This is a genomic window from Gammaproteobacteria bacterium (assembly GCA_024235095.1).
Classification (GTDB): domain Bacteria; phylum Pseudomonadota; class Gammaproteobacteria; order Competibacterales; family Competibacteraceae; genus UBA2383.
The window spans coordinates 2698580-2723998 of record JACKNC010000001.1; the positions used below are offsets into that span (position 1 = coordinate 2698580).

General features: G+C 56.4%; 22 protein-coding genes and 1 pseudogene. 11 read left to right on the forward strand and 12 right to left on the reverse strand.

Annotated elements, in window-relative coordinates:
* Positions 1-13 precede the first annotated feature (13 nt).
* From H6973_11995 to fur, 3 genes are all read right to left on the reverse strand, one after another.
* Positions 14-1564, reverse strand: coding sequence for an acyl-CoA carboxylase subunit beta (locus H6973_11995; protein ID MCP5126314.1), 1551 nt, complete (start codon positions 1562-1564; stop codon positions 14-16).
* Between the two features lie 268 nt (positions 1565-1832).
* Positions 1833-2816, reverse strand: a complete 984-nt coding sequence (locus tag H6973_12000) for an ACP S-malonyltransferase (GenBank protein MCP5126315.1) — start codon at positions 2814-2816, stop codon at positions 1833-1835.
* A 159-nt stretch (positions 2817-2975) separates the two neighbouring features.
* Positions 2976-3410 (reverse strand): ferric iron uptake transcriptional regulator, encoded by a 435-nt coding sequence (gene fur, locus H6973_12005; GenBank protein MCP5126316.1) that lies wholly within the window; start codon positions 3408-3410, stop codon positions 2976-2978.
* A gap of 92 nt (positions 3411-3502) precedes the next feature.
* Here fur and H6973_12010 point away from each other — a divergent pair, with 92 nt between their 5' ends.
* On the forward strand, positions 3503-3832 hold the full coding sequence (locus H6973_12010) for an outer membrane protein assembly factor BamE (protein MCP5126317.1): 330 nt from the start codon (positions 3503-3505) through the stop codon (positions 3830-3832).
* Here H6973_12010 and H6973_12015 read toward each other — a convergent pair.
* Positions 3829-4146 (reverse strand): RnfH family protein, encoded by a 318-nt coding sequence (locus H6973_12015; protein MCP5126318.1) that lies wholly within the window; start codon positions 4144-4146, stop codon positions 3829-3831. The two genes, H6973_12010 and H6973_12015, sit on opposite strands and share 4 nt — an antisense overlap.
* Positions 4147-4162: 16 nt before the next feature.
* The gene (locus H6973_12020; protein ID MCP5126319.1) at positions 4163-4600 is read right to left on the reverse strand and encodes a type II toxin-antitoxin system RatA family toxin; all 438 of its coding nucleotides are present in this window, start codon (positions 4598-4600) and stop codon (positions 4163-4165) included.
* A 257-nt stretch (positions 4601-4857) separates the two neighbouring features.
* Between H6973_12020 and H6973_12025 the strand changes: the two genes are divergently transcribed.
* The 5 genes from H6973_12025 (at position 4858) to cobI (ending at position 11914) form a co-directional block, all read left to right on the forward strand.
* On the forward strand, positions 4858-8256 hold the full coding sequence (locus H6973_12025; protein MCP5126320.1) for a S8 family serine peptidase: 3399 nt from the start codon (positions 4858-4860) through the stop codon (positions 8254-8256).
* 155 nt (positions 8257-8411) lie between these two features.
* The gene (locus H6973_12030) at positions 8412-9275 is read left to right on the forward strand and encodes a sirohydrochlorin chelatase (protein MCP5126321.1); all 864 of its coding nucleotides are present in this window, start codon (positions 8412-8414) and stop codon (positions 9273-9275) included.
* 46 nt (positions 9276-9321) lie between these two features.
* Entirely contained in the window at positions 9322-9969 is a 648-nt protein-coding gene (locus H6973_12035) for a precorrin-8X methylmutase (GenBank protein MCP5126322.1), read from the forward strand.
* Positions 9969-11216 carry a precorrin-6y C5,15-methyltransferase (decarboxylating) subunit CbiE gene (gene cbiE, locus H6973_12040; protein MCP5126323.1) on the forward strand — a complete coding sequence of 416 codons (1248 nt, stop codon included), beginning with the start codon at positions 9969-9971 and terminating at the stop codon, positions 11214-11216. The genes H6973_12035 and cbiE overlap by 1 nt, the downstream gene beginning before the upstream one ends.
* Positions 11213-11914 (forward strand): precorrin-2 C(20)-methyltransferase, encoded by a 702-nt coding sequence (gene cobI / locus H6973_12045; GenBank protein MCP5126324.1) that lies wholly within the window; start codon positions 11213-11215, stop codon positions 11912-11914. The genes cbiE and cobI overlap by 4 nt, the downstream gene beginning before the upstream one ends.
* 55 nt (positions 11915-11969) lie before the next feature.
* Here cobI and H6973_12050 read toward each other — a convergent pair.
* Positions 11970-12898: pseudogene (locus H6973_12050) on the reverse strand (IS1595 family transposase).
* Between the two features lie 124 nt (positions 12899-13022).
* Here H6973_12050 and H6973_12055 point away from each other — a divergent pair.
* Positions 13023-13661, forward strand: coding sequence for a hypothetical protein (locus H6973_12055; protein MCP5126325.1), 639 nt, complete (start codon positions 13023-13025; stop codon positions 13659-13661).
* A 13-nt stretch (positions 13662-13674) separates the two neighbouring features.
* Positions 13675-14454: a cobalamin biosynthesis protein gene (locus tag H6973_12060; protein ID MCP5126326.1), complete on the forward strand. Its 780-nt coding sequence runs from the start codon at positions 13675-13677 to the stop codon at positions 14452-14454.
* A gap of 1 nt (position 14455) precedes the next feature.
* Here H6973_12060 and H6973_12065 read toward each other — a convergent pair whose 3' ends face one another.
* Positions 14456-16270 carry an RNB domain-containing ribonuclease gene (locus tag H6973_12065; protein ID MCP5126327.1) on the reverse strand — a complete coding sequence of 605 codons (1815 nt, stop codon included), beginning with the start codon at positions 16268-16270 and terminating at the stop codon, positions 14456-14458.
* A gap of 469 nt (positions 16271-16739) precedes the next feature.
* On the opposite strand from H6973_12065, the gene H6973_12070 reads away from it, so the two are divergent.
* Complete coding sequence (locus H6973_12070; protein ID MCP5126328.1) at positions 16740-18272, forward strand: acyl-CoA carboxylase subunit beta; 1533 nt, start codon at positions 16740-16742, stop codon at positions 18270-18272.
* A gap of 15 nt (positions 18273-18287) precedes the next feature.
* A complete protein-coding gene (locus tag H6973_12075; protein ID MCP5126329.1) occupies positions 18288-20273 on the forward strand; it encodes an acetyl/propionyl/methylcrotonyl-CoA carboxylase subunit alpha in 1986 nt (661 codons plus the stop codon).
* 174 nt (positions 20274-20447) lie between these two features.
* Here the strand turns inward: H6973_12075 and H6973_12080 are convergent, their stop codons facing one another.
* From H6973_12080 to H6973_12095, 4 genes are all read right to left on the reverse strand, one after another.
* Positions 20448-21362 carry an AraC family transcriptional regulator gene (locus tag H6973_12080; GenBank protein MCP5126330.1) on the reverse strand — a complete coding sequence of 305 codons (915 nt, stop codon included), beginning with the start codon at positions 21360-21362 and terminating at the stop codon, positions 20448-20450.
* A gap of 191 nt (positions 21363-21553) precedes the next feature.
* A complete protein-coding gene (locus H6973_12085) occupies positions 21554-21694 on the reverse strand; it encodes a hypothetical protein (GenBank protein ID MCP5126331.1) in 141 nt (46 codons plus the stop codon).
* Positions 21695-21823: 129 nt separating this feature from the next.
* Positions 21824-22888 (reverse strand): NAD(P)-dependent alcohol dehydrogenase, encoded by a 1065-nt coding sequence (locus tag H6973_12090; GenBank protein ID MCP5126332.1) that lies wholly within the window; start codon positions 22886-22888, stop codon positions 21824-21826.
* Between the two features lie 26 nt (positions 22889-22914).
* The gene (locus H6973_12095; protein MCP5126333.1) at positions 22915-23901 is read right to left on the reverse strand and encodes an aldo/keto reductase; all 987 of its coding nucleotides are present in this window, start codon (positions 23899-23901) and stop codon (positions 22915-22917) included.
* Between the two features lie 325 nt (positions 23902-24226).
* Between H6973_12095 and H6973_12100 the strand changes: the two genes are divergently transcribed.
* Positions 24227-24400, forward strand: coding sequence for a hypothetical protein (locus H6973_12100; GenBank protein ID MCP5126334.1), 174 nt, complete (start codon positions 24227-24229; stop codon positions 24398-24400).
* A 228-nt stretch (positions 24401-24628) separates the two neighbouring features.
* On the opposite strand, the gene H6973_12105 is transcribed toward H6973_12100, so the two are convergent.
* Positions 24629-25393 carry a DsbC family protein gene (locus H6973_12105; GenBank protein ID MCP5126335.1) on the reverse strand — a complete coding sequence of 255 codons (765 nt, stop codon included), beginning with the start codon at positions 25391-25393 and terminating at the stop codon, positions 24629-24631.
* Positions 25394-25419: the final 26 nt, after the last annotated feature.

Genomic DNA, 25419 nt, shown 5'->3' on the forward strand with positions numbered 1-25419 from the left:
GTCAGCGCGCAGATTAAAGCGGGATGTCGCCATGTTTCTTGGCGGGCCGCAGTTCACGCTTGGTCAGCAACTTGCGCAGCGCCAGGGCAATCGTAGCCCGGGTGTCAGCCGGTTCAATCACGTCCGTGATGTAGCCGCGTGAGGCGGACATGTACGGCGAGGCAAACTTGGCCCGATATTCCGCCGCCAGCTCAGCCGCCTTAGCCTTGCGATCTTCGGCGGCCTTGAGTTCGTTGCGATAGAGAATATTGACTGCGCCTTCTGCGCCCATTACCGCGATTTCAGCGGTGGGCCAGGCGAACACAAGATCGGCGCCCATTTCCTGGGCGCACATGGCCAGGTAGGAACCGCCATAAGCCTTGCGCAGGATGATGGTGATCTTGGGCACGGTAGCGGATGCGTAGGTGTAGAGCATCTTCGCGCCGTGACGGATAATGCCGCCGCGCTCTTGCTCGATGCCGGGCAAGAAGCCGGGCACATCGACCAGCGTCACGAGAGGGATATTGAAGGCGTTGCAGAACCGGATGAACCGAGCGCCCTTATCGGAAGAGTCGATATCCATCGCCCCGGCTTTGACCAGTGACTGATTGGCGAGGACGCCGACGACAATCCCCTGGATGCGGGCGAAACCGACCACGATGTTGCCCGCCCAACCGGCGTGGACTTCCAGGAACTGGCCATTATCCACCAGACGCTTGATGACCGGTTGCACGTCCATGGGTTCCGAGGAGGTTTCCGGGATCAGCGCATCGATGCCTTCATCTGAGGACAGATCGAGATCGGGATAGGGGCGATGCGGCGGGTCCTCGGTGTTGTTGGAAGGCAAATAGCTGAGCAGGGCCTTGGCGATCTGGATGGCGTGGCGGTCATCGTCGGCGACAAAATGCACGTTGCCGCTGACCGTGGCGTGCATCTGGGCGCTGCCGACCTCGTCCAGGCTGGTGGTGCGCCCGGTGACCGCCTTGATCACCTCCGGGCCGGTGATGAACATATAGGCGTTCTGCTTGGTCATGATGATGTAATCCATCAGGGCCGGCGAGTACGACGCGCCGCCGGCGCAGGGTCCGGCGATGATAGCGATTTGCGGCACTACGCCTGACAGCAGGACGTTTTGGTAGAACACCTCGCCGTAGCCGGACAGGGCGTCGACTGCTTCCTGAATGCGCGCGCCGGCGGAGTCCTTGAAAGCCACTACCGGGACGCCGATTTTCAGCGCCAGTTGCATGGACTGCACGATCTTCTTGGCGTGCATCTTCCCCAGGGTGCCGCCCATCACCGTGAAATCCTGGCTGAACGCCGCAACAGGCCGGCCATCAACAAAGCCGGTGCCGACGATTACGCCGTCGGAGGGCAATTCCTTGTCGGCCAAGCCAAAATGCTTGGCGGCATGTTTAGCGTGAGTTGCGATTTCCTGGAAGGTGTCCGGCTGAAACAGGGCCAGCAAGCGTTCGCGGGCGCCCATCAGACCCTTGGCGTGTCGCTCCTGGAGTTTGTCCTCGCCGCCGCCGGCTAATACTTTGGCGCGGCGTTCCCGCAAGATTTCAAGCTGTTTTTCGGAGAGCATGAACGGTCCTCGTGATGGTTCAAGTCGATCGACAAATTGACGGTCAATAATCCGCGTCCCGCGCTCGGGCCGCGCGGGGCTGGTTATCTTTCTTCAGTGAGACGCGGGGGAACGGCCTGGGCAAGGCGCTGATGATGGCAGAGCATTCACCGCCATCCACGCTAACCCCTTCCAGCCAAACATTTTGATATAGGGTAGCTGAAATCCCGGCAAACGCGAGAGTCGGCGTTGTTGAAATGTGAATGTCTGTCCTGTGTCATCGGGGAATTTACGAGCACAGGGTCTGCGCAGCCTCCCGCAGGGTTTGACTGTTGATGGCGGCATGATAATGGGCGCTGAAATCCGAGCCGCGCAACGCCTTTTTGATCATGCTTTCCAGATTAGGGCGTTTATCTTCGGGATTCGGGCCACTGCCCAGACCGCCGCCAAACTCGACAATGCAAGTGACGCCATCGTGAAAAGCGGTTTCCAGATTATCGATCCAATGGACCGGATGGAACAGTTGGAAGAAAAGCCGGGTCTTGATGGCCGCCGGATCGGGGTCATGGTAAGCGCCGGTATTGTTGGACAGAACGCGGATGGTTGGGGCGTTCATCTCGGCGCTGTCCAGCGCTGAACGGAAATGCAGGGCCGCAGTGATCATATAAAAGGTGTGGAACGCGCCCTCGGTCTTGAGGCGGGTGGGCCGCTTGCGCGGAAAATGCGTATGCGCATCTTCGGTCAATCGATCCAAGTCTTCGCTCAGCCCGCCGACCACGATTTGATCGAGCAGATTGCGCGCGGCGACCACGCAATAGTGTTTTTCAGCCAGCGGGCCGATGTTATCCAGGTGCAGGGGAAAAGCCAGCATTTCGCCGTTGCCGTAGTCGCCCATGCATTCGCCGCGCTTTTGCACAAGTCGCAAGGCCGTCTCAAAGCTCAAAGCCCCGGCGGCGGCCAGCGCGCAGTATTCGCCCAGGCTATGGCCGGCGGCCAGCATGGGTTGCACCTGGTGATCGGTTAATTCATGGAAGATGCCTAAACAAGCCAGCGAATGAACTAACAGGGCAGGTTGTGTGTAGCGGGTCAGCTTGAGCTCTTCTTCCGGTCCTTCCTGGCAAAGTTTGACGAGATCGTAGCCCAGAATATCGTTGGCCTGCTCGTAGAGTTGCCGGGCGGATGGAAAATCGCGGATCAAGTCGCTGCCCATGCCAACATACTGGGAGCCCTGTCCGGGAAAAATGAACATGATGTGCTGGTCCTGACTCGACACGACGATGCGCTCCTGTGGGGAGTAGTGAAAACAAACGCGCAAAGATACGGACAAGTCATGGACAAGGCAAGATGTGTTTGGAGCAACTTCCATGGCGAAGGCTGAAATCCAGGCGTTCAAAGCTGGAGCCTTACCCCGAAGAAGGGAGAAGGCGTTTTTTCAACCCTCATCCGCCGGACGATGGGGACACTCCGCACGGATGCAGTGACCATAAAGAATCAGCCGATGCTCGGCCAGCTCAAAACCAAGCTGTTGTGCAATAATTTGCTGTCGCCGCTCGATTTCCTGGTCACAAAACTCCTCAATCCGTCCGCATTCCAGGCACAGAATATGATCGTGATGCACCCCCTGATCGAGTTCGAACACCGACTGACCGCTCTCGAAGTGATGACGCTTGACCAGGCCAGCTGATTCGAATTGGGTCAACACCCGATACACGGTTGCCAGACCGATCTCCTCGCCGGAATCAGCCAATGACTGGTGAATGGCATCGACCGTCAGATGCGTATTGCCTGGATGTTGCAACATATTGAGGATTTTGATGCGCGGCAGGGTGACCTTCAGGCCCGCCTGCTTAAGTTCTTTGGATCCCACGCGGAATTCTCCCGGGATTTCGCTTACCCACCCGTTGCCGTTGTACGTTATGATGTGATTCTCGTTCATCAGCAACCCGGATCCTGTTTTCCATGTCTGATCTTTCCCTGCGCGCCACCAGCGTCTTGCTTCTGACGCTGATGGCTGGTTGTGAATCGTTCGTTCCCAGCTTCTACACCGTCCCGGTTCGTCAGGGCAATTACATTGACCCAGCGCTCGTTACTGAGTTGCGCCCCGGCATGCCCCGGCAGCAGGTTCAGCGCATCATGGGAACGCCTTTGGTCACTGATCCCTTTCATCAGAATCGCTGGGATTACTACTATCAATACGGTAAGGGCAATAAAATTGCCGAGCAACGGCGCGTTACTCTGTTTTTCAGAGGCGACGCGCTGGATCGCATTGACGCTGAAATTGACGACTAACCATTCTCCGGCTCCAGATCGCCGCCGCCCCGGCGCATGCGCTTGCCTTCGGCAGCGCGTTTCTTGCGCACCTCCTTGGGATCAGCCAGCAAGGGACGGTAAATTTCGATCCGGTCGCCGGTACGGGCAGGCGCTGACAATTTGCTGAGCTTGCCGAAGACGCCGACCTTGACGGTCTGGAGTTGAATCTCCGAAAACTGCTCCTGAATCCGTGACTGAACGATCGCCTGCTCCAGAGTGGCGCCCTCCGGCAATTCGACCGGGATAATCACTTGCCGATCGGGCCGGGCATAAGCGACTTCAGCCCGGATCATCGCTGGATTGGGAAGATTATCTTTTGCCATATAAATCAACCGCCCGTTTGCAGAAAGCATCTACCAGCGAATTGGCGATTTGCTTGAAGACGGGTTCAACAACCTTGCGCACCAAGGCGTTGGAAAACTCGAATTCCATATCCAGCGATACCTTGCAGGCGTCGGCGCGCAAGGGTTCAAAGCGCCAGTAGCCTTCCAGGCGCTGGAAAGGGCCTTCCAACAAGCGGATGTCGATCATTTTGTATTTCTGCATCCGGTTACTGGTCGTAAAGGTCTTATGCACACCACCCTTGGCCATTTCAATCGTCGCCCGCAGCGCATCCTCGCCGCATGGAGCGACATGGGCGGAGCGACACCAGGGCAGGAATTGGGGGTAGCTTTCGATATCATTGACCAGGTTATACATTTCCGCCGCTGAATACATCACCAGCGCGCTTTTTTTGACCGTCGCCACCATTCAATCTCCATTACGGGGTCTTATCGTTCGGGGATTGGACTCTTGAACGCCAGTTTGATTGAATCTGTGTTGATCCTCAAGCATCGTGTGTGCGGGGTAGGATGAAGCCAATTATATCCACGCTCATCCCCACCGCTTGTCTGAAGCAGTTTGGCAAACCTAATGCATTAATTAATTTTGCTGATTGATGGCATAGCCGGTCCTGAATTGTCTGAATCATTAATATTTGATTTTGAAGCTGGAGGAAATGACTTATGGGACATCATCAACCCCCAACGACGGCGCTGTGGAGCAGACTGCTGGCCGTCATTCTGGCCTTAACGGTCGTTACGGCATGGGCGGAGACGCCCACCATCGAAGATTTATCGCCCGAAGATCGCGCGGCGCTCAATCAAGGTCACGCTATCGAAGTCATCGTCGAGTTTGACCAGACCGAAGCGGCGAACATGGCCGCGGAGCACAAGCGACTCGCTGGATTACGCTACGAGGACGCCGCCATTGTGGCCGAGCGCGCGCGAAGTTATCGGCGGCAAAAAGAGAGAGCCTTGGCCGCACTGGCGGCAGAGGCGCTGACCATACAAAACGACTACGAATACTTGCCTCTGTTTACAGTCCGAGTGCGTTCTCCAGCTGCTTTGAGAGCTTTGTTGCGCCAGGATGGCGTCAAGGCCGTGCATTCCAATATCAGGTTACATCACATGTTGCGGGAAAGCTTGCCCCTAATTCGGCAACCGGAAGTAATTGCTCAAGGCGGAGGCGGGGCCGGAGCGACGGTCGCCGTGCTGGATACTGGCGTGGATTATTCAAAGTCGGATTTCGGCAGTTGCGCAGCGCCAGGCGGAGCCTGCAAGGTAGTTTACGCGCAGGATTTCGCGCCTGACGATGGAGCGCTGGATGATAACGATCATGGCACCAATGTGGCAGGCATTGTGCTAGGTGTTGCGCCCAGCGCCCGGATCGCTGCTCTCGATGTGTTCCGAAGCGACGGGTTTGCTTACTCGAACGATATTATTGATGCGATCAACTGGGCGATCGCCAACCGGGATACCTATAACATCGTGGCGATGAATCTCAGTCTGGGCGGCGGCGAATCGTCCTCTCCCTGCGCCAATGATCTGTTCGCCACCCCTATTGCTAATGCTCGCGCCGCCGGCATTCTGGCCGCGATCGCCTCGGGTAACGAAAATCTCAAGGATGCTCTTGGCAGCCCGGCTTGCGTTCCGGCGGCGGTTTCCGTGGGGGCGGTCTACGATAGCGCGCAAGGCAACCGGTCTTGGGGCGACTGTGCGGATCGTCCCACCCAGGCCGATCAGGTCACCTGTTTCTCTAACAGCGCCAGTTTTTTGACCTTGCTCGCCCCAGGCTCAACCATCACCGCAGCGGGCATCAGCATGAGCGGCACTTCTCAGGCGACGCCCCATGTAGCTGGCGCGATTGCCGTATTACGCGCCGCCTATCCCAATGAATCACTGGACGCCACGATTGCCCGGCTTACGAACACCGGTGTTCCTGTCACCGATGCTGCGAATGGCGTCACCAAACCGCGCATCGACCTGCTCAGCGCCTTTACCGCCAACCGCACCGCTTACCCACTCACGGTAGACAAGGCCGGCGCAGGCAGCGGTACAGTGAGCAGCAACCCAGCGGGGATTAATTGCGGCAACCAGTGTCAAGCTGAATTTGCTGAAGGAACTACGGTGAATCTGACGGCGATCCCGGACACTGGATCGGTCTTTGACGGTTGGAGCGGCGCCTGTACGGGAACCACGGCCTGTGCGGTGAGCATGGACGGGGCGCGCAACGTAACAGCGACCTTTACCGCAGTTAGCGCGCTCTCGCTGGGCGAGGCCCTGGATAACACCACTCTGAATTGGAACACGACGGGCGCCGCCGGTTGGCAGGGCGTGCAATTGAGCAATCGGGATGCGGCCCGCAGCGGCGCTATCGGTGATGATCAGCGTTCGGTACTACAGACTGCGGTTACTGGACCAGGAACCCTGACCTTTCAGTGGCGAGTCTCATCGGAACCGAATTTTGATTTCCTGACATTCCAGGTTGATGGTGTGACTTACCAGGTTGATGGTGGGACTCCGTTTGAGATCAGCGGCGCGCAGAGTTGGGAGACCCGGACGGTCACCATCGGCGCGGGGACTCATCAAGTGCAATGGATCTACCGCAAGGATGAGTCGGTTTCCGAGGGCGAGGACGCTGGTTGGGTCGACGCGGTGACCTTTACGCCGACGCAGAGCAACCGGCCCAATTTGACCGTGACTCAAGTCATCAGTCCCGCTAATGGGATGCCGGGAGGAACGATTGAAGTATCGGCAACGGTCACCAATCAGGGCGATGTCGCCGCGGGCAGTTTTTGGCTGGCTTTTTTACTGTCGGGCGATGCAGCGATCGCTCCCGGCGATGTGGATACCGGTTGGGGATGTACTTTCAACGAGGGCCTGGCTGGTGGCGCAACTAATACCTGTAGCGGCGAAATCGTCATTCCCTCGACCCTGGCGCCAGGAACCTATTATCTGGGCGCTTATGCCGATTTCAGGAGTGAAGTCACGGAAAGCGATGAAACCAACAATGGACTGCCCGCGGATAACATTATCGCCATTGCCAACAGCGTCTCTTCGCTAGTGGTGACCCGAACGGGTACGGGAGCCGGCAAGGTCAGCAGCAACCCGGTCGGCATTGATTGCGGCAGCCAGTGCAATGTCAATTTTCCCACTGGCGCAGTAGTGACGCTGACCGCAGTTCCCGATCCGGGTTCTACTTTTATCGGTTGGAATGGTGACTGCGCCGCCAGCGCCGGGAGTTGTCTGATTACTTTGGATACCGACCGGAACGCGACGGCGATCTTCAGCACGACCGCCAGCGCCGAGGTCTTTCCGCGCAATGGGGTCTGGCCCGTTGGCTGGACGACGCCGGTCACCTCCAGCGTAGATTGGACCCTTGCCAGCGACTGGGCCGAAGAGGGTCGGTATAGCTTGCGTTCCGGGGCGATTCGCGACAACCAGCAGTCCCAGGTGGAAATCAGCGGCAATTTTCAAGCAGGCGTGGTTAGTTTTACCTTCTATATTTCGAGTGAAATCGACTATGACTGGTTGACGTTCTCTATTGATGGGATTGAACAGAATGGCTGGAGCGGCGAGGGTCAGCGATCGGTTAGTTTCCCATTGACAGCAGGCTTCCATACCTTGCGCTGGGCTTATGAAAAGGATGAGTCGGTAGCCCTGGGCAGCGACGCCGCCTGGATCGATAGCGTATCCTTGCCAGTGGTCAGCAGTGGGGACGCCGCGACGACGCTTATCACCCACTATTATGTCTCTATTCTGCGCCGCCAGCCCGAACCGGACGGACTGGTTTTCTGGCAACAGTTAATTGCTGAAAAACGAGCGCAAGGTTTGGATGTGAAGCCAGTGTTTCGGGATATGGCGAGCTTTTTCTTCAACAGTCCTGAATATCTGAATCGGAATACCAGTAACGTCGAATTCATCACTAACCTGTATCTCACCTTCTTTCAACGTGAGCCGGAAGCGGGTGGATTGACGTTCTGGCTGGAACAGTTGGCAAGTGGCGTCACGCGAAATGAGGCGATGGCTGGATTCCTGTTTTCCCAGGAATTTACCGACTTCATGCGGGCGCTCGGGCTTTAGACGAAGCCCTCATCCCCAATCCCTCTCTCATCGAGAGAGGGGAGTTTTTGTCCAGACTCTCAAAGGCCGCGGCCCTTTCGATCTGGTTTAAGCCTATAATTCCATCCTATTCGTTCTCCTGTTTCCGATTTCCGAACCCAAGGCATCTCTTTCCAGTGGATCAAACGCTCTCATCGTCTCCCGCCGTCTTGTTGATCGGCCACGGCACCCGCCGCGCTGCCGGCGTTGCGGAATTTCAGAATTTAGCTAATCAGTTGCAGCAAGCCCTTCCTGACCGAACCTGCCTGTCCGCCTTTCTGGAGCTGGTTGATCCCGGCATTCCGCAAGCGCTGGAGACGCTGCGACAACAGGGTTTCCGCCGCATTACCGCCCTGCCCGCGCTGCTGATGGCCGCCGGTCATGTCAAAAATGACATTCCGGTGTTACTGAATCATTTCCAGACTGAACATCCCGACGTTCAAATCACCTTTGGCGCGGATTTAGGCATTCATCCGAACCTGTTGCAAGTCGCCTGCGAACGAGTCGAAAGCATTGAAACCGACTTTGGGTCCAGTTACGATCGCAGGGACACGCTGCTAATGGTCATTGGACGTGGCGGTTCCGATCCCGACGCCAATTCCAATATCAGTAAGATCACCCGCATCTTATGGGAAGGCATGGGTTTTGGCTGGGCGGAAACCGCCTATACCGCCGTAGCTCTGCCGCTGATGGCGGATGCGCTGGAATGCACGCACCGCCTTGGCTTCAAGCAGGTGATTGTGTTCCCCTATCTGCTGTTCACGGGCCGGCTGATCGAACAAGTGCAGGCCACGGTCGCCGCTTATCAAAGTCGTCATCCTGACGTGCGCGCATTGATGGCGCCTTATTTGAACGCGCATCCGCTGATCGTGGCCACCTTCGTCGAACGGTTGGCCGAAGCCGAGCGCGGCGCGGCGCATATGAATTGCCAATTCTGCCCCTACCGGACGCCGATTGTCGGTCGCGAAGACTGGCAGGGCGCACCGCAGACCGCGGATTAACAAGCAGCGCTTTTCACTTTCGCCTTTCACCTTGAGCCTGATGCCCATGCCCCGTTTTGACTATCTTCGTGACCCTGATGAAATCGAGCGCCAGTCATTCGCGCAAATTCGTCAACTGACCGATCTATCGCGCTTTGACGCTGACCAGCAACAGGTGGCAATGCGCCTGGTTCACACCTCCGGCGATCCAGGCATTGTTCACGATCTGCACTTCAGTCCCGGCGCGGTCGAAGCTGGACTGACGGCTCTGCAACAAGGCGCAGATGTGTTGTGCGACATCGAAATGGTCAGTCATGGCATCAGCAAGCGCTATCTCAAGGGTCAGGTGCATTGCTTCCTGAATTCGCCGACGGTGGCCGAACGCGCTCGCCAAACCGGGGAAACGCGCAGTATGGCCGCCATGAGCGAATGGCCGTTGCACTTGGCCGGCTCTATCGTCGCCATTGGCAACGCACCAACTGCGCTGTTCCGCCTACTGGATCTGCTGGACGAAGGCGCGCCCCGTCCGGCGCTGATCATCGGGATGCCGGTCGGTTTCATCAACGCGGCTGAATCCAAACAGGCGATGTGGGATGTTGCGCCCAGCGAGTTTCAAACGCCCTGCATCACCTTGCTCGGGCGACGCGGCGGCAGCAGTCTGGCGGCGGCAACGCTCAACGCCCTGGCGCGCATGGCCAACGGGATTCGTTTTTGATGACGGGGCTACCGGACTGGTCAGGGCCGCCGATTCATGTCATCGGCATGGGTATTGAAACGGGCGAGTTGAGCGTCTCCGCACAAGCGGCGCTGGACCAAGCGGAATTGATCATCGGCTCTGCGGCGCATTTGGCGACTTTCCCTGAATTGACCGCCAGGAAAATCCCCTATCCCAGTCCGATGAGCGGTCTTCGCGACCTGCTGCGGGATCATGCCGCACGGCGCATTGCGTTACTGGCTTCGGGCGATCCGCTGTTTTATGGCGTCGGCTCCACCCTGCTCCGCCATTTTTCACCCGAACATTTTGTTTTTCATCCGAACATTTCCAGCGTGCAAGCCGCCTTCGCCCGCTTGGGCCGACCCTGGCAACAGGCGCAGATGGTGAGCCTGCACGGACGGCCGCTGGCCAGTCTGCGCGCTGTCTTGCAGGGCAACCGATTCTATGCGTTGCTCACCGACCGGGAGAATTCGCCGCCCGCCATTGCCCGGTTGCTGGTTGAAACCGGATTTAGCGAGTCGAGCGTTTGGATCGCAGAAGATTTAGGGCTGCCTGAAGAGCGGTTTCGCCACTTTCAGGCCGCCGACCTGGCCGATACGGCGATTGCATTTTCCGCGCTGAACGTCGTCATGCTGGAAACCCGTGGACCAGGCGGCATTTTACCGGAATTCCCCGGGATTCCCGACGAACAATTCAGCACCGGCGCGGAACCCGGCAAGGGTTTACTGAGCAAGCGGGAAGTGCGTTTGACCATTCTCTCGTTGCTCGCTCCGCGCGCTGGGGATATCGGTTGGGATGTCGGCGCCGGCTGTGGCGGCGTCTCGGTGGAATGGGCGCGTTGGAATCCACACGGCGAGGTCTACGCTGTCGAGTGTCACCCGGAGCGGCTGGAGCATCTTGGCGTCAACCGCGAGCGGTTCGGCGTGGTGAATAACCTGCACATCATTCCAGGCAGCGCGCCGGAAGCGTTGACTGACTTGCCGGACCCCCGCGCTGCATTCATCGGCGGCAGCAGCGGCAACCTGCACGCCATGTTGGAAGCGGTCTGGGCGCGGCTGCAACCCGGCGGGCGACTGGTCGCCAGCGCGGTTACCGAGGATAGCCGGGTGGATTTGCATGGTTTCGCCGGCGACCAACCGGCAGAGTGGACGGAACTGAGCATCGCCCGTAGCGAACGACTGGCCGGTCAGCGCGTGATGCGTCCCTATCTTCCCGTATTGCTCATGAAGATGGAGAAACCCCTATGACCACCGGCACGTTATACGGTGTTGGCGTGGGTCCCGGCGACCCGGAGTTGTTGACGCTCAAAGCGGTGCGGATTCTGCAAAGTGTCCCAGTCGTTGCCTACCCGGCGACCCCGCAAGGCAGCGCCCAGGCCCGCGACATCGCCGCGCAGTGGCTGGAAGGCAAACGGGAAATTCCGATTACCATGCCCTGTATGCTGGATCGCGGCCCGGTCAATCAGGGTTACGACGAAGCGGCTATTGTCATTGCTGACGAACTGAGCGCTGGCCATGATGTAGCGATTCTCTGCGAAGGCGATCCATTGTTCTATGGCAGCTTCAGCTATCTGTTGCACCGCCTCGGCGAGCGCTTTCCCTGCGTGGTTATTCCCGGCATTAATTCGGTCAGCGCCAGCGCCGCCGCCGCTGCGATCCCATTGATCACCGGTGAACAACGGTTAACCGTGATTCCGGCCACCGCCGGCGATGAGGTCATCCGGCAAACTCTACTGAACAGCGACAGCGTGGCGATTCTTAAACCCGGTCGGCATCGACCCCGGTTGCTGGAGCTGCTGCGGGAAACCGGTCGCACCGCAGATACTCTGTACATCGAACAGGCCAGCCGGCCAGCGGAGCGCATTGTTAGACGTTTCGAGGAGATTCCTAACACGCCAGGGCCTTATTTTGCGTTGTTTCTGGCTATAAGAACTAAGAATCAGTAGATGGTATTTGATCAAAATATAATGGCTCAATATGGATTCCAGTCAGTTGGTGTTGTTAGGCGACCAGCAGTTCCAAGAGAGGTCTGAGCAAGCCTTTGCCCCGAATGCGGACGTTATGCACGAACTGAAAGAAGCCCAGGTAGAGCGGCAGCTTTTCTTGCGAAATTCCTCGATGGGGTCGCAACCAGGAACGCAACAGGGACCAGAAACCCTCAGCAGTATTGACATGAATCTCATGGAAGCCATCGCCATCGTCGTCGCGGGCGTATTCACCCCGGCTGTGACACACCGTATGATGATCAAAGCCCCAATCCTTCAATGGGTTATAGATTGCATATTCATCGGTATACACCCGGGTTCCCGGGGCGATGAAAGTCTGAAGGAGCGGTTGGATGGTCGCTTGCTGGACATTATCCAGCATCCGGACGACCACCGCGCCGCCGCGCTCAATCATGCCGAGAATCGGCGGCTTTTCCTGCTCCAGGGTGCCTCGACCCCGTGCCCCCTTCAGCCGGCGACGCCGCCCGCGGCGGCCTTTTTTTTCACCGCGTCCGGATGCCCTTTATGCCCGGCCACCATATAGACCTCGTCGCATTCCACTTCCCCCGCCAAGGTGGGTTCGGGTTGGCGGGCGACGATACCTTGGCGCAGTTGCTCGGTCATCCGCTGCACGTCGTCCGGATTCAACGCCAACTCTTGGGCAATCTGGGCATTAGACAAGTTCAACCCCATAAAATATAAACATAATATCCAAATTCGTAACGGCGGGTGGTGGCCGGCCAACACCGTCCCGGTTAGATCGTCAAAAGAGCGATGGCACCCGGCACACCGATATTTCTGTCGCGCCGGTTGGGTCGTGTCGTGACCCTGCTTCGTCACGTTCGCCGCCCCACAATGGGGGCAGTGAACCCCATCGGGCCAGCGCAGTTGGCGGACCGTTTCGTAACACCGGACATCGTCCAGTAGATTCTGAAGGTTGATCATCGACGGGAAACCTGGAGCGCGGCGGTTCAAAACCTCTTCAGTGTAGCTCCTGTCCCTTGGCAGGGCGAGCCATCTTCAACAGCCTGGAATCCATATTGAGCCAATATAATTTGAGGTGTAAAAATTGAAAACAAATTATATCCTTATCGATTTTGAAAATACCCAACCAAAAAATTTAGAGTTATTAAAGGGAGGGCCGTTTAAAATAAAGTTATTTATTGGTAATAATCAAAATAAAATATCATTAGATGTTGCATTATGTCTTCAGTCTTTTGGTTCGGATGCCGAATATATTAAGATTGAAGGTTCTGGGCCAAATGCTCTTGATTTTCATATTGCATTTTATATTGGTCAGTTAGCAACTGAAGATCCAAGTGGATATTTTCATATAATATCAAAAGATACAGGATTTGATCCTCTAATAAAACATCTAAAATCGAAAAAGATATTTGTGCAAAGAGAGAAAGATATATCTGACATTCCACTAATAAAGATTTCAAATTCTAATACAATTGAAGAAAAAATAGAAGCTATTATAGATAACTTAATTAAAAGAAAATCGTCAAAACCAAGAACCTACAAAACCTTATTAGGAACTCTCAGTTCTTTATTTATAAATAAGCTATCTGATACTGATCTTTCAAGCCTTATGGATGAGCTTGTTAAAAGAAAATTAATTACAATTACAGAAGATAAAGTCAACTATAATTTACCTGATTTAAAATCTCTGATAATACCGCCAGCCGAGATTGATTTAACATAAGGCGGGATTAACCATGCGCCCCGTTACCCTGATCAGCCTGACCGAACCGGGCCGGGCGCTGGCGGAACGATTACTGATGTTAATGCCGGACGCCGAGCATTCGTATCGGCCCCAACCGTTTCAGGATGTGGTGCGCGCCCGGTTCCTGGCCGGTCACCGGCTGATCCTGCTGTGTGCGGTCGGTATCGCGGTGCGCACCCTGGGACCTGTATTGCGGGACAAATATCAGGACCCGGCGGTGCTCGTGCTGGACGAACATGGGCGGTTTGTTGTGCCAATCCTGTCCGGTCATGAAGGCGGCGCCAATGAGTGGGCGCGGCAGATCGCTGAATTCCTGGGTGCGCAGGCAGTGATCACCGGCGCGCAACGCTACACGCAACCTTTGCTAACCGCGGGTCTCGGTTGCAATCGCGGCTGTCCTCTGGAAACGCTGCTGGCGTTGCTGGATGAGACTCTGATCCGTCACGGTTTGCAGCGCAGCCATTTATCCGCCCTGGCCAGCATTGAGCTGAAACAGAATGAAACCGGACTGCACGCTTTGGCAACAGAACTGGGCTTACCGATCAACTTCTATCCGGCGGTGACGCTCAACGAATACAGCGACCGGCTTAGTCGCAAATCCGAGATCGTGTTCCGGGAAACCGGCTGTTATGGCGTTGCGGAAGCAGCGGCGCTGGCCTGCGCTGAACGCCTGGTCAGGCACGATTTTCCGGCGGAATTGCTCATCCCCAAGCAGAAGAATGTGGATGCTACGCTGGCGATTGCGCGGATTTATGGCAATCGGGATGCCTGACTCAACCCACCCGGAAATACGCCTCGCGCGCCGGTAAATCCACGCCGGTCAACCGCAACGGCAATACGCTATCCAGCGCAATGTTCTCGCCGACTTTCACGCGCGCCTCCAGCGCCAACGGCGGAATCAGCACCGAACCCCGAGGCGCCCGCTTTTCCATCAGCACCCCTTCACCCTTCCAACCCGGATGTTGTTGCAAATAGGCCAGGGTCCAGTGTTCGCGGGACAATCGTTCAGCCCGGCGCACGCCTTGCGCAGCCAGTTCCGCCGCGCCAACCCGCGCCACAATCGCCTGAGCGTCCAACAACTCGTCATCGCGTAGAAAGGCGCGCAACTGTTGATGCGCCACCAGATCCAGATAACGGCGCAACGGGCTGGTCACCTGGGCGTAAACCTCCAGCCCTAACCCGCCATGCGGACCCGGCTGACTGCTGTACTGACGGGGTCGCAGGCTACGGCGGAGGGTATGCATCGCCGCCAGGCTGGACGGTTCACGCTCCGCCACATCGGCTACGATATCCTGAGTCGTGAATGGAAACGGCAGTGCACGCTCCAGGGCAAAGCGGGCCGCCGCCTCCCCGGCCATCAACATAGCCTCGGCGACCAGCAAGCGGCTCCGCAAGCGGGTCAGCGGCTCCACTCTCACCCGCCCATCGGACACGGTGATTTTCACTTCCGGCAGGTCAATAAAGATAGCTCCATTAGCCTGGCGACGATGCCGATGCCGCTGAGCCAGTTCATGCAGGGTGCGAAACGGCTCCTCGTCCAGTCGCCGCTCGACCTCCTGATAACTCACCCGCTGGACGCGCACCCAGGTCGGCGTGATCTCCACGTCAGTGACCTTGCCTTCCGGATCGAGATTCAGACCAAAAGACAGTGCTGGCGAAATTTCGGCCAGTCCCAACCCTAACTGTTCAATCGCCGCCGTTGGCAGCATGGGAATCGTCATTTCCGGCAAATACAAGGTTGCGCCGCGCGCGCGCGCCTCTTCATCCGCAGGACTGTTCGGCGGCGCCAGCACCGTAGCGTCAGCGACATGCACCCATAAGCGGTTGCCATCCAGACTCAATGCATCATCAGGATCGCGATTCCCTTCATCGTCAATGGCGAAAGCAGGTAATCCCGTTAAATCCAGGCGCGATTCATGCGGTGGATCAGGCAAGGAAATAGCGGGCGGCTCCAGAACGGCGCCGATCCGGCGCGGCCAGGGATTGATCGACTCGCTCCAGTGATTCAGCCGTAAAAGCAGGGCATGGGCGCTGCCGGGATTCTGTTGGCAATCGAGCGCTTGCAAGACCCGGCTTTGCTCACGTTGCCCCCAGGCTACTTCCTCGATTTCCTGTAAATAAGCAGCGTCCTCTGGACTACAGCAACCCGCTCGCGCCCGCTGTAAAAAGCCATTCCATGCTTCCCGTTCAGCGGCTTTCGCTTCCCGAATCGCCCGTTCCTGCTCGACTTCCGTCAGAGGCCGGACATTGATCGCCTCCGGCGTACCCTGAAAATATAATCCTTCATCCACCAGCCGCCAGACCGACCAGGCCGAGGCCGGAGTGTAAGCGCCATAAATCAATTCCGCCAGTTCCGGCAAAGTCGTCTGACCACCATCGAGCAACTCGCAAGCCGCTTCGACCTCGCCAGCCGACATCGCTAATTCACTCAGGTTACGCACGGGACCTGGATGCAGCAACAGAACATCCTTGGGTCGGACCCGCAGTGATCGGCCATCTTCCAGCTGGATATCCAGCTTGTCGCCGAGTTCGGCGACTCGGGCTGGACCGTTCTTGTACAGCACCAGGCTATTCTGCGGAATGTTCATCGCGCCTCGAAAGTGTAGTAGGGCGGGCATATATAGAGGTTTCAGGCATCATGTTTCATATTTAATAAACAGAAACAGTAAGTTGCTCCTGAATGGATCCGATTTCCAATATGGAATGACAGGATTGGGGAAAGAAGACAAGCGATCATTATAGTCTTTAACAATTCAGAACCGGACTAATGCTGGAATCGGATTCGATGAGCGCTTGGCTGAGTGAAAATATCCAGGGGCGCATAGCGTTGATCGCCTAAAAACCTTATTATAATCGGCGAAACTGATTTTCACGGTTTGCAATCTCGCCTGCCGTCTATCTGAATAAAAAATATGAAAAATATCAAAATCCTGGTTATCCCCTTCCAAAACGTCACCCGGTTTTCACCCGGCTTGCCCCCTCATCCGGGCGGGCCTTCAAGCTCCCGTCGCCGCTGGTTCAGCCGCGGCGTCCGATATCAGTAAGGAGAGAGCGTTCATGCATGACATTATTCATCAATTAGAAGAAAAGCGCGCCGGCGCCCGTCTGGGCGGGGGTCAGCGCCGCATTGACGCGCAGCATAAGCGGGGCAAACTCAGCGCCCGCGAGCGCATCGAAGTACTGCTCGATCCGGGCAGTTTTGAAGAATGGGACATGTTCGTCGAGCATCGCTGCGCCGACTTCGGCATGGCCGATACCTCCATTCCCGGCGATGGGGTAGTCACCGGTTACGGTACGGTCAATGGTCGGATCGTCTTCGTATTCAGCCAGGATTTCACGGTGTTTGGCGGTTCGCTGTCCGAACCTCACGCCGAAAAAATCTGCAAGATCATGGATCACGCCATCAAGGTCGGCGCGCCGGTCATCGGCCTGAACGACTCTGGCGGCGCCCGCATCCAGGAAGGAGTGGATTCGCTAGCCGGTTACGCCAACGTGTTCCAGCGCAACGTCATGGCCTCCGGAGTCATTCCGCAAATTTCCATGATTATGGGGCCTTGCGCCGGCGGCGCAGTGTATTCCCCGGCCATGACCGACTTTATCTTTATGGTCAAGGATACCTCGTATATGTTTGTGACCGGTCCCGAAGTGGTCAAAACCGTCACTCACGAGGAAGTGACTGCTGAAGAACTGGGCGGCGCTATGACACACTCGGTCAAGTCCGGCGTATGCGATCGGGCGTTCGAGAACGACATCGAAGCGCTGTTGATGCTGCGCCGCTTTATTAATTTCCTGCCGGCGAACAACAAGGAAAAGCCGCCATTCCGCCCGACCCCCGACCCAGCGGACCGGCTGGACTATTCGCTGGATACGCTGGTTCCTGACAATCCTAACAAGCCCTATGATATCAAAGAGCTGATCCTGAAGATTGTGGATGATGTCGACTTCTTCGAAATTCAGCCGGACAACGCAAAAAACATCATCGTTGGTCTGGCGCGTATGGATGGTTGGCCCGTCGGCATCGTCGCTAACCAGCCGATGGTGCTGGCCGGCTGTTTGGACATCAAGTCCTCAATCAAGGCCGCTCGTTTCGTGCGCTTCTGCGATGCCTTCAACATTCCCATCATTACCTTCGTCGACGTGCCCGGCTTCATGCCAGGTACATCGCAGGAGTACGGCGGCATTATCAAGCACGGCGCCAAGTTGCTCTACGCCTACGCCGAATGCACGGTGCCCAAGGTCACCATCATTACCCGTAAAGCTTATGGCGGCGCATACGACGTAATGAGTTCCAAGCATCTGCGCGGCGATGTCAACTTCGCCTGGCCGACTGCCGAAATCGCGGTCATGGGTCCCAAAGGTGCGGTGGAAATCATTTTCCGCCAAGATATCGGCGATCTGGCCAAGATCGAAGCCCGCACCGAAGAATACCGCAGAAAATTCGCTAACCCGTTCATTGCCGGCCATCGCGGCTTTATCGATGACGTCATCATGCCGCACGGCACCCGTAAGCGCATTTGCCGCTCGCTGGCTATGTTGCGGGACAAGGAACTCGAAAATCCGTGGCGCAAGCACGGCAACATTCCGCTGTAAAGAGGGAAGCGATCCATGTTTAAAAAAATTCTCATCGCCAACCGCGGCGAAATCGCCTGCCGTGTGATCAAGACCGCCCGCAAAATGGGCATAAAAACCGTGGCCGTTTACTCCGAGGCCGATCGGGACGCGCTACATGTGGAAATGGCCGACGAAGCCGTGCTGATTGGCCCGCCGCCGACCGCACAGAGCTATCTGGTCATGGAGCGCATCCTCCAGGCCTGTAAGGATACCGGCGCGGAAGCGGTCCATCCCGGTTATGGCTTCCTATCCGAGCGGCCCGCGTTCTGCGAAGCGCTGGAAAAGGAAGGCATCGTGTTCATCGGCCCCAAGGTGCGCGCCATCGACGCCATGGGCGACAAGATCACCTCCAAAAAGCTGGCCAAGGAAGCGGGCGTCAGCACCGTGCCGGGGTATACCGAAATCATTAAGGACGCTGACCAGGCGGTGGAGATTGCGCGCGACATTGGTTATCCAGTGATGCTCAAGGCCAGCGCTGGCGGCGGCGGCAAGGGTATGCGCATCGCCTGGAACGACGCCGAGTGCCGGGATGGTTTTGAACGCGCTACCAACGAAGCGCGCTCCTCCTTCGGCGACGACCGGGTGTTTGTCGAGAAATACATCGAGGAGCCGCGCCATATTGAAATCCAGGTGCTCGGCGACAGCTTCGGCAATATTGTTTATCTGGGCGAGCGTGAATGTTCCCTACAACGTCGCCATCAGAAGGTGATCGAAGAAGCGCCTTCGCCGTTCCTGGATGAGAAGACCCGCCGGGCGATGGGCGAGCAAGCCGTGGCGCTGTCCCAGGCGGTGGATTATCAGTCGGCGGGTACGGTGGAGTTCATCGTCGACGCCAAGCGCAACTTCTACTTCCTGGAAATGAACACCCGTTTGCAGGTCGAACATCCGGTCACGGAATACGTGACCGGCCTCGACCTGGTCGAGCAGATGATCCGCGTGGCCGCCGGAGAGAAGCTGAGTTTCACCCAGGACGATGTGCGGCTCAAGGGCTGGGCCATCGAAGCGCGCGTGTACGCCGAGGATCCGTTCCGCAATTTCCTGCCTTCCATTGGCCGGTTGGTCAAATACCTGCCGCCTAAGGAAACCGAGGTGGTGCGGGTCGATACCGGCATTTACGAAGGCAGCGAAGTCTCGATGTACTACGATCCGATGATCGCCAAGCTCATCACCTACGGATCGACCCGCGACCGCGCCATCGCCCACATGCGCGACGCCCTGAACGAATTTTTCATTCGCGGCGTCCAGCATAATATCAGCTTCCTAGCGGCGCTGATGGTGCATACCCGGTTCATGACCGGGCGCATCAGCACCAACATGATCGCCGAGGAATACCCGCAGGGCTTCCATGCCTCCGATGTGCCGCATGACGATCCGGCGCTGCTGATTTCGGTTGCCGCCTTCCTGCATCGCCGGTATATGGATCGCGCCGCCAAAATCAGTGGTCAACTGCTGGGCCACGAGCGAGTGGTCAAGAATGACTGGGTCGTAATGATGGGCGGCGAACAGCACCCGGTGCATATCGACCCTGCCGACGGCGGCTACGATGTGACCTACATGGGCGAAAGCTATCAGGTGCGCAGCGACTGGCAATTCGGTTATCCCTTGTTCAAGGGGACGTTGAATGGCACGGAAATCTGCATCCAGGTCGAGCGTCGCGACATGATTTACCGGCTGTTCCACTGGGGTTCACAAGCCGACATGATGGTCAGGTCACCGTACGTGGCGGAATTGCAGGCCCTGATGCCGATCAAGGAAGCGCCGGATATGTCGAAATACCTGCTATCGCCGATGCCGGGGTTGCTGACCAAGCTCAATGTCGAGATCGGTCAGGAAGTTAAAGCGGGTGAGGACCTGGCGGTGATCGAGGCGATGAAGATGGAGAATGTGTTGCGCGCCGATCACGACGCCAAGGTCGCCAAGATTCTCGCGGCGCCCGGCGACAGCCTAGCGGTCGATCAGGCGATCGTCGAGTTCGAGTAAGCGACTCGCGGCAAACGGGGGATTGTGTCCCGTTCGTCGTTGCAGCGTTGTCCCGCCGCCCGGGCCATTCGGCCCGGGCGGTATTTTTTTCAATAAAGATAAATACCTGATTCATAACACAGCAAGCTGCGGAGAATCAGGCCCTCCAGAGCTTGACGGCGCATTAGATCTTTTTCAGGCACTCCGTAATTGTGCAATATCTTTACTCGGGGAGCAGCCGAACAGACGGCTGTATTCGCGGCTAAATTGCGAGAGACTGGCGTAACCCACCTGAAAACCTGCGCTGCTGACACCCACTCTTCGCGTCATGATTAAATTGCGTGCTTCCTGCAATCTCAGTGTTTTTTGGAATTGCAGCGGACTCATGGAGGTCAGCGATTTAAAATGGCTGTAAAAGGAAGAGGGACTCATCCTTGAAATGGCGGCCAGTTCTTCAATTTTGATGGGTGTAGCATAGTTTTCCTTAAGCCACGAAATAGCCTTTGACACCTTTTGCGCATGGGAATCCGTAATGCCGATCTGTGCGATAGAAGGACCCGCTGGGCTTCGTAGTAAACGGATGAGAATTTCATCAATGACCAGAGGCACCAGAAGATCGGCTTCTTCTTGCTGTAAGATCAGACTCATGATCCGGATGGCAGCGGTCACGATTTTTGGATTGCTGTTACCGACATAAATCGCCTGGGTGTCCAGCGTTTTGGGTACTCCTTGTGGAAAGATTTTCAAAATCAATTCGATCAGTTTCTGAGGATCAAGAGGTACGACAAGACAAAGGAAGGGTTCTTCTGAGCTGGCCTTGACGATGCTGGCGCCGACCGGCACTTCGGCCGCATAAACCACCATACGGGATTCGTTGTATTCGAAGGAGTGGTGTGCCAGCGAAACGCGCTTCGCGCCTTGGGCCACGATGCACATACCCGGCTGACTCATGGTACGCGTCGTTTCAGCGGTCGTTTTCGTCTCCTTGACCACATGCAGGCCGTAACCTAATAGCTGGAAGCGTCCGTCATGCGGTGCGAATTGGGCAATCAAGTCGGCCAGTTTTTTCAAATCTCCGCTGTCCGGTGGATATTCGTTATCCCCGGCCATTGCAAAAGACACTAGGTTTTTATTGGGCTGAAGCATGATTTCCAATCGTTCTCATGGCATCAAATAGGATGATTCATCCGAAAAGCCGAGCGTATCCTGGATGTAACCGTTCAGTCCCCCCTTTGGCAAAGGGGGGTGAGGGGGGGATTTTGGCCCCGTCGCCTGTGCGAAATCCCCCCGGCCCCCCTTTTTCAAAGGGGGGAGGTGAATGCATACTCCTGGATTTTCGGCAGCGCCGTAATCATGATCGAAATATTCAGGATGATCATCAGGTAGCTCACCGGGATGATCGCGAGGATAGAGATGCGCTGTAGGGCGATACTGTGTGGCATGGACGGCTTCACTTTCTTAATGCCCAGGACTTTCGCTTGGATGGCTCCATACCACCGTATATAGTGGATTTACTGGCAAGAACAACGGTACATGTAGTGTGAAGCGAAAGTCCTGATGCCTTGGGTCACTTATACGGCGTCTTGTTTGAGTGAGGCCATATCGATGACAAAGCGGTATTTCACATCACCTTTGACGGTGCGGTCGTAAGCCGTGTTGACGTTCTTGATTACGATGGTTTCGATATCGCAGGTGATGTTGCGCTCCCCGCAGAAATCCAGCATTTCTTGTGTTTCCGGCAATCCGCCGATCAACGATCCGGCTAGCGAGCGGCGGCGGAAGATGAAGGGAATGCCGTCTACTCTGGTGAGCGCTTCGACCGCGCCGACGATGACCATGGTCGCGTCGCGTTTCAGCAGAGCCATATAAGGGTCGATGTCATGGCCGACGGGAATGGTGTTGAGCAGGAAGTCGAAGCTATTTTGCGCCGCCTGCATCGCCGCCTCGTCGGTGGACAGCAGGACTTCATCCGCGCCAAGCTTTTGCGCGTCTGCGCCTTTTTCGGGCGAGGTGGTGATCATCGCCACATGGGCGCCCATGGCATGGGCGAATTTGACGCCCATATGACCCAGACCGCCTAGGCCGATGATCCCAACTTTCTGGCTCGGCCCCACCTTCCAATGGCGCAGCGGGGAATAGGTAGTGATGCCGGCGCAGAGCAAGGGCGCGGCGGCAGCCGGATCGAGATTTTCGGGAATGCGCAGCACGAAGCGTTCATCGACCGTGATCTGGTCGGAATAGCCGCCGAAGGTGAAGGGGTGGGGCGTGCCGCCGATTTTATCTTCGCCGCCATAGGTTCCGGTAAAGCCATTATCACAATATTGTTCCAGCCCATCCTCGCAGGCTTCGCAATGGCGGCAGCTATCGACCAAGCAACCGACCCCCACCAAATCGCCGGGCTTGAATCGGTTGACGTTGCCACCCACAGTGCGTACCCGGCCAACGATTTCATGGCCGGGTACGAACGGGTATTGCGTCCAGCCCCATTCGTTGCGAGCCGAGTGAATGTCCGAGTGGCAGATCCCGCAATACAGAATGTCGATGACGACGTCTTCGGGTCGCGGTTCACGGCGTTCGAACGTGAACGGTTTCAACGTGCCGGTAGGGGAATGTGTGGCGTATCCAAGGGTTTTCATCATCTTAATCGCTCCATCCGGTTCTATCATTGGTTATCAACGTATCTTTGCATCGCCGGCGAGTAACGGTCGCCGTGAAGAGTCATTTCCGAGGTGGCCCGCTCGATGTTCGCCAGGTCGGTCGGCGTTAGTTCCAGCGCTGTGCCGCCAAGATTTTCCTCCAACCGGGATGTTTTGGTCGTGCCAGGGATCGGGACGATCCACGGCTTTTGCGCAAGCAACCAGGCTAGGGCGACCTGCGCGGGCGTGGCTTTCTTTTCCTGGGCGATACCGCTAATCAGAGTAACCAGCGCGTGATTGGCCTTGCGGTTTTCTTCCGTAAAGCGCGGCACGCTCTTGCGCATGTCGTTGTCCGCAAAGGCGGTGCTCTCGTCGATCTTGCCCGTCAAAAAGCCTCTGCCCAGGGGGGCGAATGGCACGAAGCCAATGCCCAATGCGTCCAGGGTCGGCAGGATCTCTTGTTCCGGTTCACGCCAGAACAGCGAATATTCGCTTTGCAGGGCGGTGACCGGCTGTACGGCGTGCGCTTTGCAGATACTCGGTACACTGGCTTCCGATAGGCCGAAATGCCGGACTTTGCCTTCCGCGATGAGGTCTTTCACCGCTCCGGCCACCTCTTCCATCGGTACGGACGGATCGACGCGGTGCTGGTAAAATAGGTCGATCCGGTCAGTGCGCAGACGTTTCAAGGATGCTTCAGCGACCTGCCGGATGCGTTCCGGGCGGCTGTCCAGCCCTTGGGTTGCTACGCCCTCCTGAAAACCAAATTTGGTCGCGATCACGACTTGATCGCGGATTGGTTGGAGCGCCTCACCCACAATTTCTTCATTGGTGAAGGGGCCGTACGTCTCTGCTGTGTCGAAGAACGTCACGCCTAAATCAAAAGCATGGCGGATGAGCTTGATCGACTCCTCCTTGCTGATACCCGATCCATAACCGAAATTCAGGCCCATACATCCAAGTCCCAGTGCGGAAACTTCCAGTCCACGATGGCCTAAAGTGCGTTTTTGCATGATCTTCCTCCTTTTAAGACGTAGGCGGCTTACCTGTTGAGATGGGTCTTCATGATAAATTTTTGGAGAGAAATAGCTTGCCTAAAGCTACAAACATTATGCCCATCTCTACTTAATCGCGAATACGGTTTCGTAGTTTAATTTTTATTTGAAATATTTTTCACATGATCACTTTTTAACTATTAAAAATATAATTAATAGCTTATTCATAATAAGATCAATAGCTGTAATGTCATAGAATAGAATTGGGTAAAAAATGAGTAGGAATAGGCAAACTCATATTTGCCGAAACCCATGAAACAGCAGGACGTGCCAACAACAGTGGTTGCACAATGCCCGACATGGCCATCGCGATATCTTCGCAGGCTACCTCGACAGTTTCCAGATTGGCGTAAACAGCCTGGTAGCGTCCACCCTGATTCAGCAAGTCCCGCAGCGCCAGCCGACAGGAAGTCTTGCCGGTCTGGCGCGGGGTGTGGAGAAAAAAGTATTTTTCTGATCGATCAACCCGATAATTTCATCAAGGTTTCAACGCTGTAGAGGCGACAGGCAGTAATGACGCTCAGGTCGAACCGGACTCTAGCGTTGAAAAAACGCATGGCGCAGATCCGGGAGGCAAGGTCGAGGAGGGGATAACAGCATAGCAGGCGGCGCTAATTGCAGGCCCTGTCCCACCGGGAGAGGGAATTTTCTGGAACGGTTCCAAAGGGTTGTAGAACATGAATTCTCAATTGTTACCTTTTGCCAGAAGCTGCGCTAATTGGGTCGGCGGCACGTACCCGGGAATCAGTTCGCCATCTTCCAGGATCATGCTCGGCGTCCCGCGCACACCCAGTTTCTGGCCCAGTTCAAATTGCGCCTGGATTGGATTGTCGCAGGTTTTGCGCTCGATCTCTTCGCCACGTTTGGCTTTGGTCATCGCTTCCTGTCGATTGTCGGCGCACCAAACCGCCACCGCCTTATTGAATGAATCGGAGTTAATTCCCTCGCGCGGAAACATCAGATAGCGTATCTTGATGCCTTCCTTATTGTAAGCAGCTATCTGACTGTGCATCTTGCGACAATAACCGCAGTCAATATCAGTAAACACCGTCACTGTATGCTGGACTGCCGCCTCTGGCGCGAATACCACCATGTCCTTTTCATTGATGGTCTCGATCGCCTTGCTTCGCAATTCGCCACGCCGGCGATCGGTCAAATTGGCGCGGGAGTCCAGCTCCAGCAGATCACCCTGCAAGACAAAACGGCCATCCGCGCTCAGATAGAAGACCTGGCCGCCCAGAATGACCTCGAACAAACCAGGGATAGCTGTTGGAGCAACACTATCCGGTTGTTCGCCATTAACCGCGGCTTGCAGTTTGGTCAGATCGGGTTGTTTGAGGGCCATCGGAGCCACGCTCAGCGCGGGCGCAGCCGGTTCGGAGCTTTGATTTTCGGCAGCCAAGCTACTGGCGGCGTACAGTGCGGTGATAATCAAAAAGGTCTTATGCATTTCAATATCCACATGATGGCAACGGA

Bases quoted from the DNA above. Each gene is read 5' to 3' on its own strand.
- H6973_11995 (MCP5126314.1), bottom strand. From the start codon at position 1,564: ATGCTCTCCGAAAAACAGCTTGAAATCTTGCGGGAACGCCGCGCCAAA.
- H6973_12105 (MCP5126335.1), bottom strand. From the start codon at position 25,393: ATGCATAAGACCTTTTTGATTATCACCGCACTGTACGCCGCCAGTAGC.
- H6973_12065 (MCP5126327.1), bottom strand. From the start codon at position 16,270: ATGAACATTCCGCAGAATAGCCTGGTGCTGTACAAGAACGGTCCAGCC.
- H6973_12035 (MCP5126322.1), top strand. From the start codon at position 9,322: ATGCCCCGTTTTGACTATCTTCGTGACCCTGATGAAATCGAGCGCCAG.
- H6973_12015 (MCP5126318.1), bottom strand. From the start codon at position 4,146: ATGATCCGGGCTGAAGTCGCTTATGCCCGGCCCGATCGGCAAGTGATT.
- H6973_12085 (MCP5126331.1), bottom strand. From the start codon at position 21,694: ATGCCACACAGTATCGCCCTACAGCGCATCTCTATCCTCGCGATCATC.
- H6973_12010 (MCP5126317.1), top strand. From the start codon at position 3,503: ATGTCTGATCTTTCCCTGCGCGCCACCAGCGTCTTGCTTCTGACGCTG.
- cbiE (MCP5126323.1), top strand. From the start codon at position 9,969: ATGACGGGGCTACCGGACTGGTCAGGGCCGCCGATTCATGTCATCGGC.
- H6973_12080 (MCP5126330.1), bottom strand. From the start codon at position 21,362: ATGGCCGGGGATAACGAATATCCACCGGACAGCGGAGATTTGAAAAAA.
- H6973_12070 (MCP5126328.1), top strand. From the start codon at position 16,740: ATGCATGACATTATTCATCAATTAGAAGAAAAGCGCGCCGGCGCCCGT.
- H6973_12095 (MCP5126333.1), bottom strand. From the start codon at position 23,901: ATGCAAAAACGCACTTTAGGCCATCGTGGACTGGAAGTTTCCGCACTG.
- H6973_12075 (MCP5126329.1), top strand. From the start codon at position 18,288: ATGTTTAAAAAAATTCTCATCGCCAACCGCGGCGAAATCGCCTGCCGT.
- cobI (MCP5126324.1), top strand. From the start codon at position 11,213: ATGACCACCGGCACGTTATACGGTGTTGGCGTGGGTCCCGGCGACCCG.
- H6973_12090 (MCP5126332.1), bottom strand. From the start codon at position 22,888: ATGAAAACCCTTGGATACGCCACACATTCCCCTACCGGCACGTTGAAA.
- H6973_12025 (MCP5126320.1), top strand. From the start codon at position 4,858: ATGGGACATCATCAACCCCCAACGACGGCGCTGTGGAGCAGACTGCTG.
- H6973_12060 (MCP5126326.1), top strand. From the start codon at position 13,675: ATGCGCCCCGTTACCCTGATCAGCCTGACCGAACCGGGCCGGGCGCTG.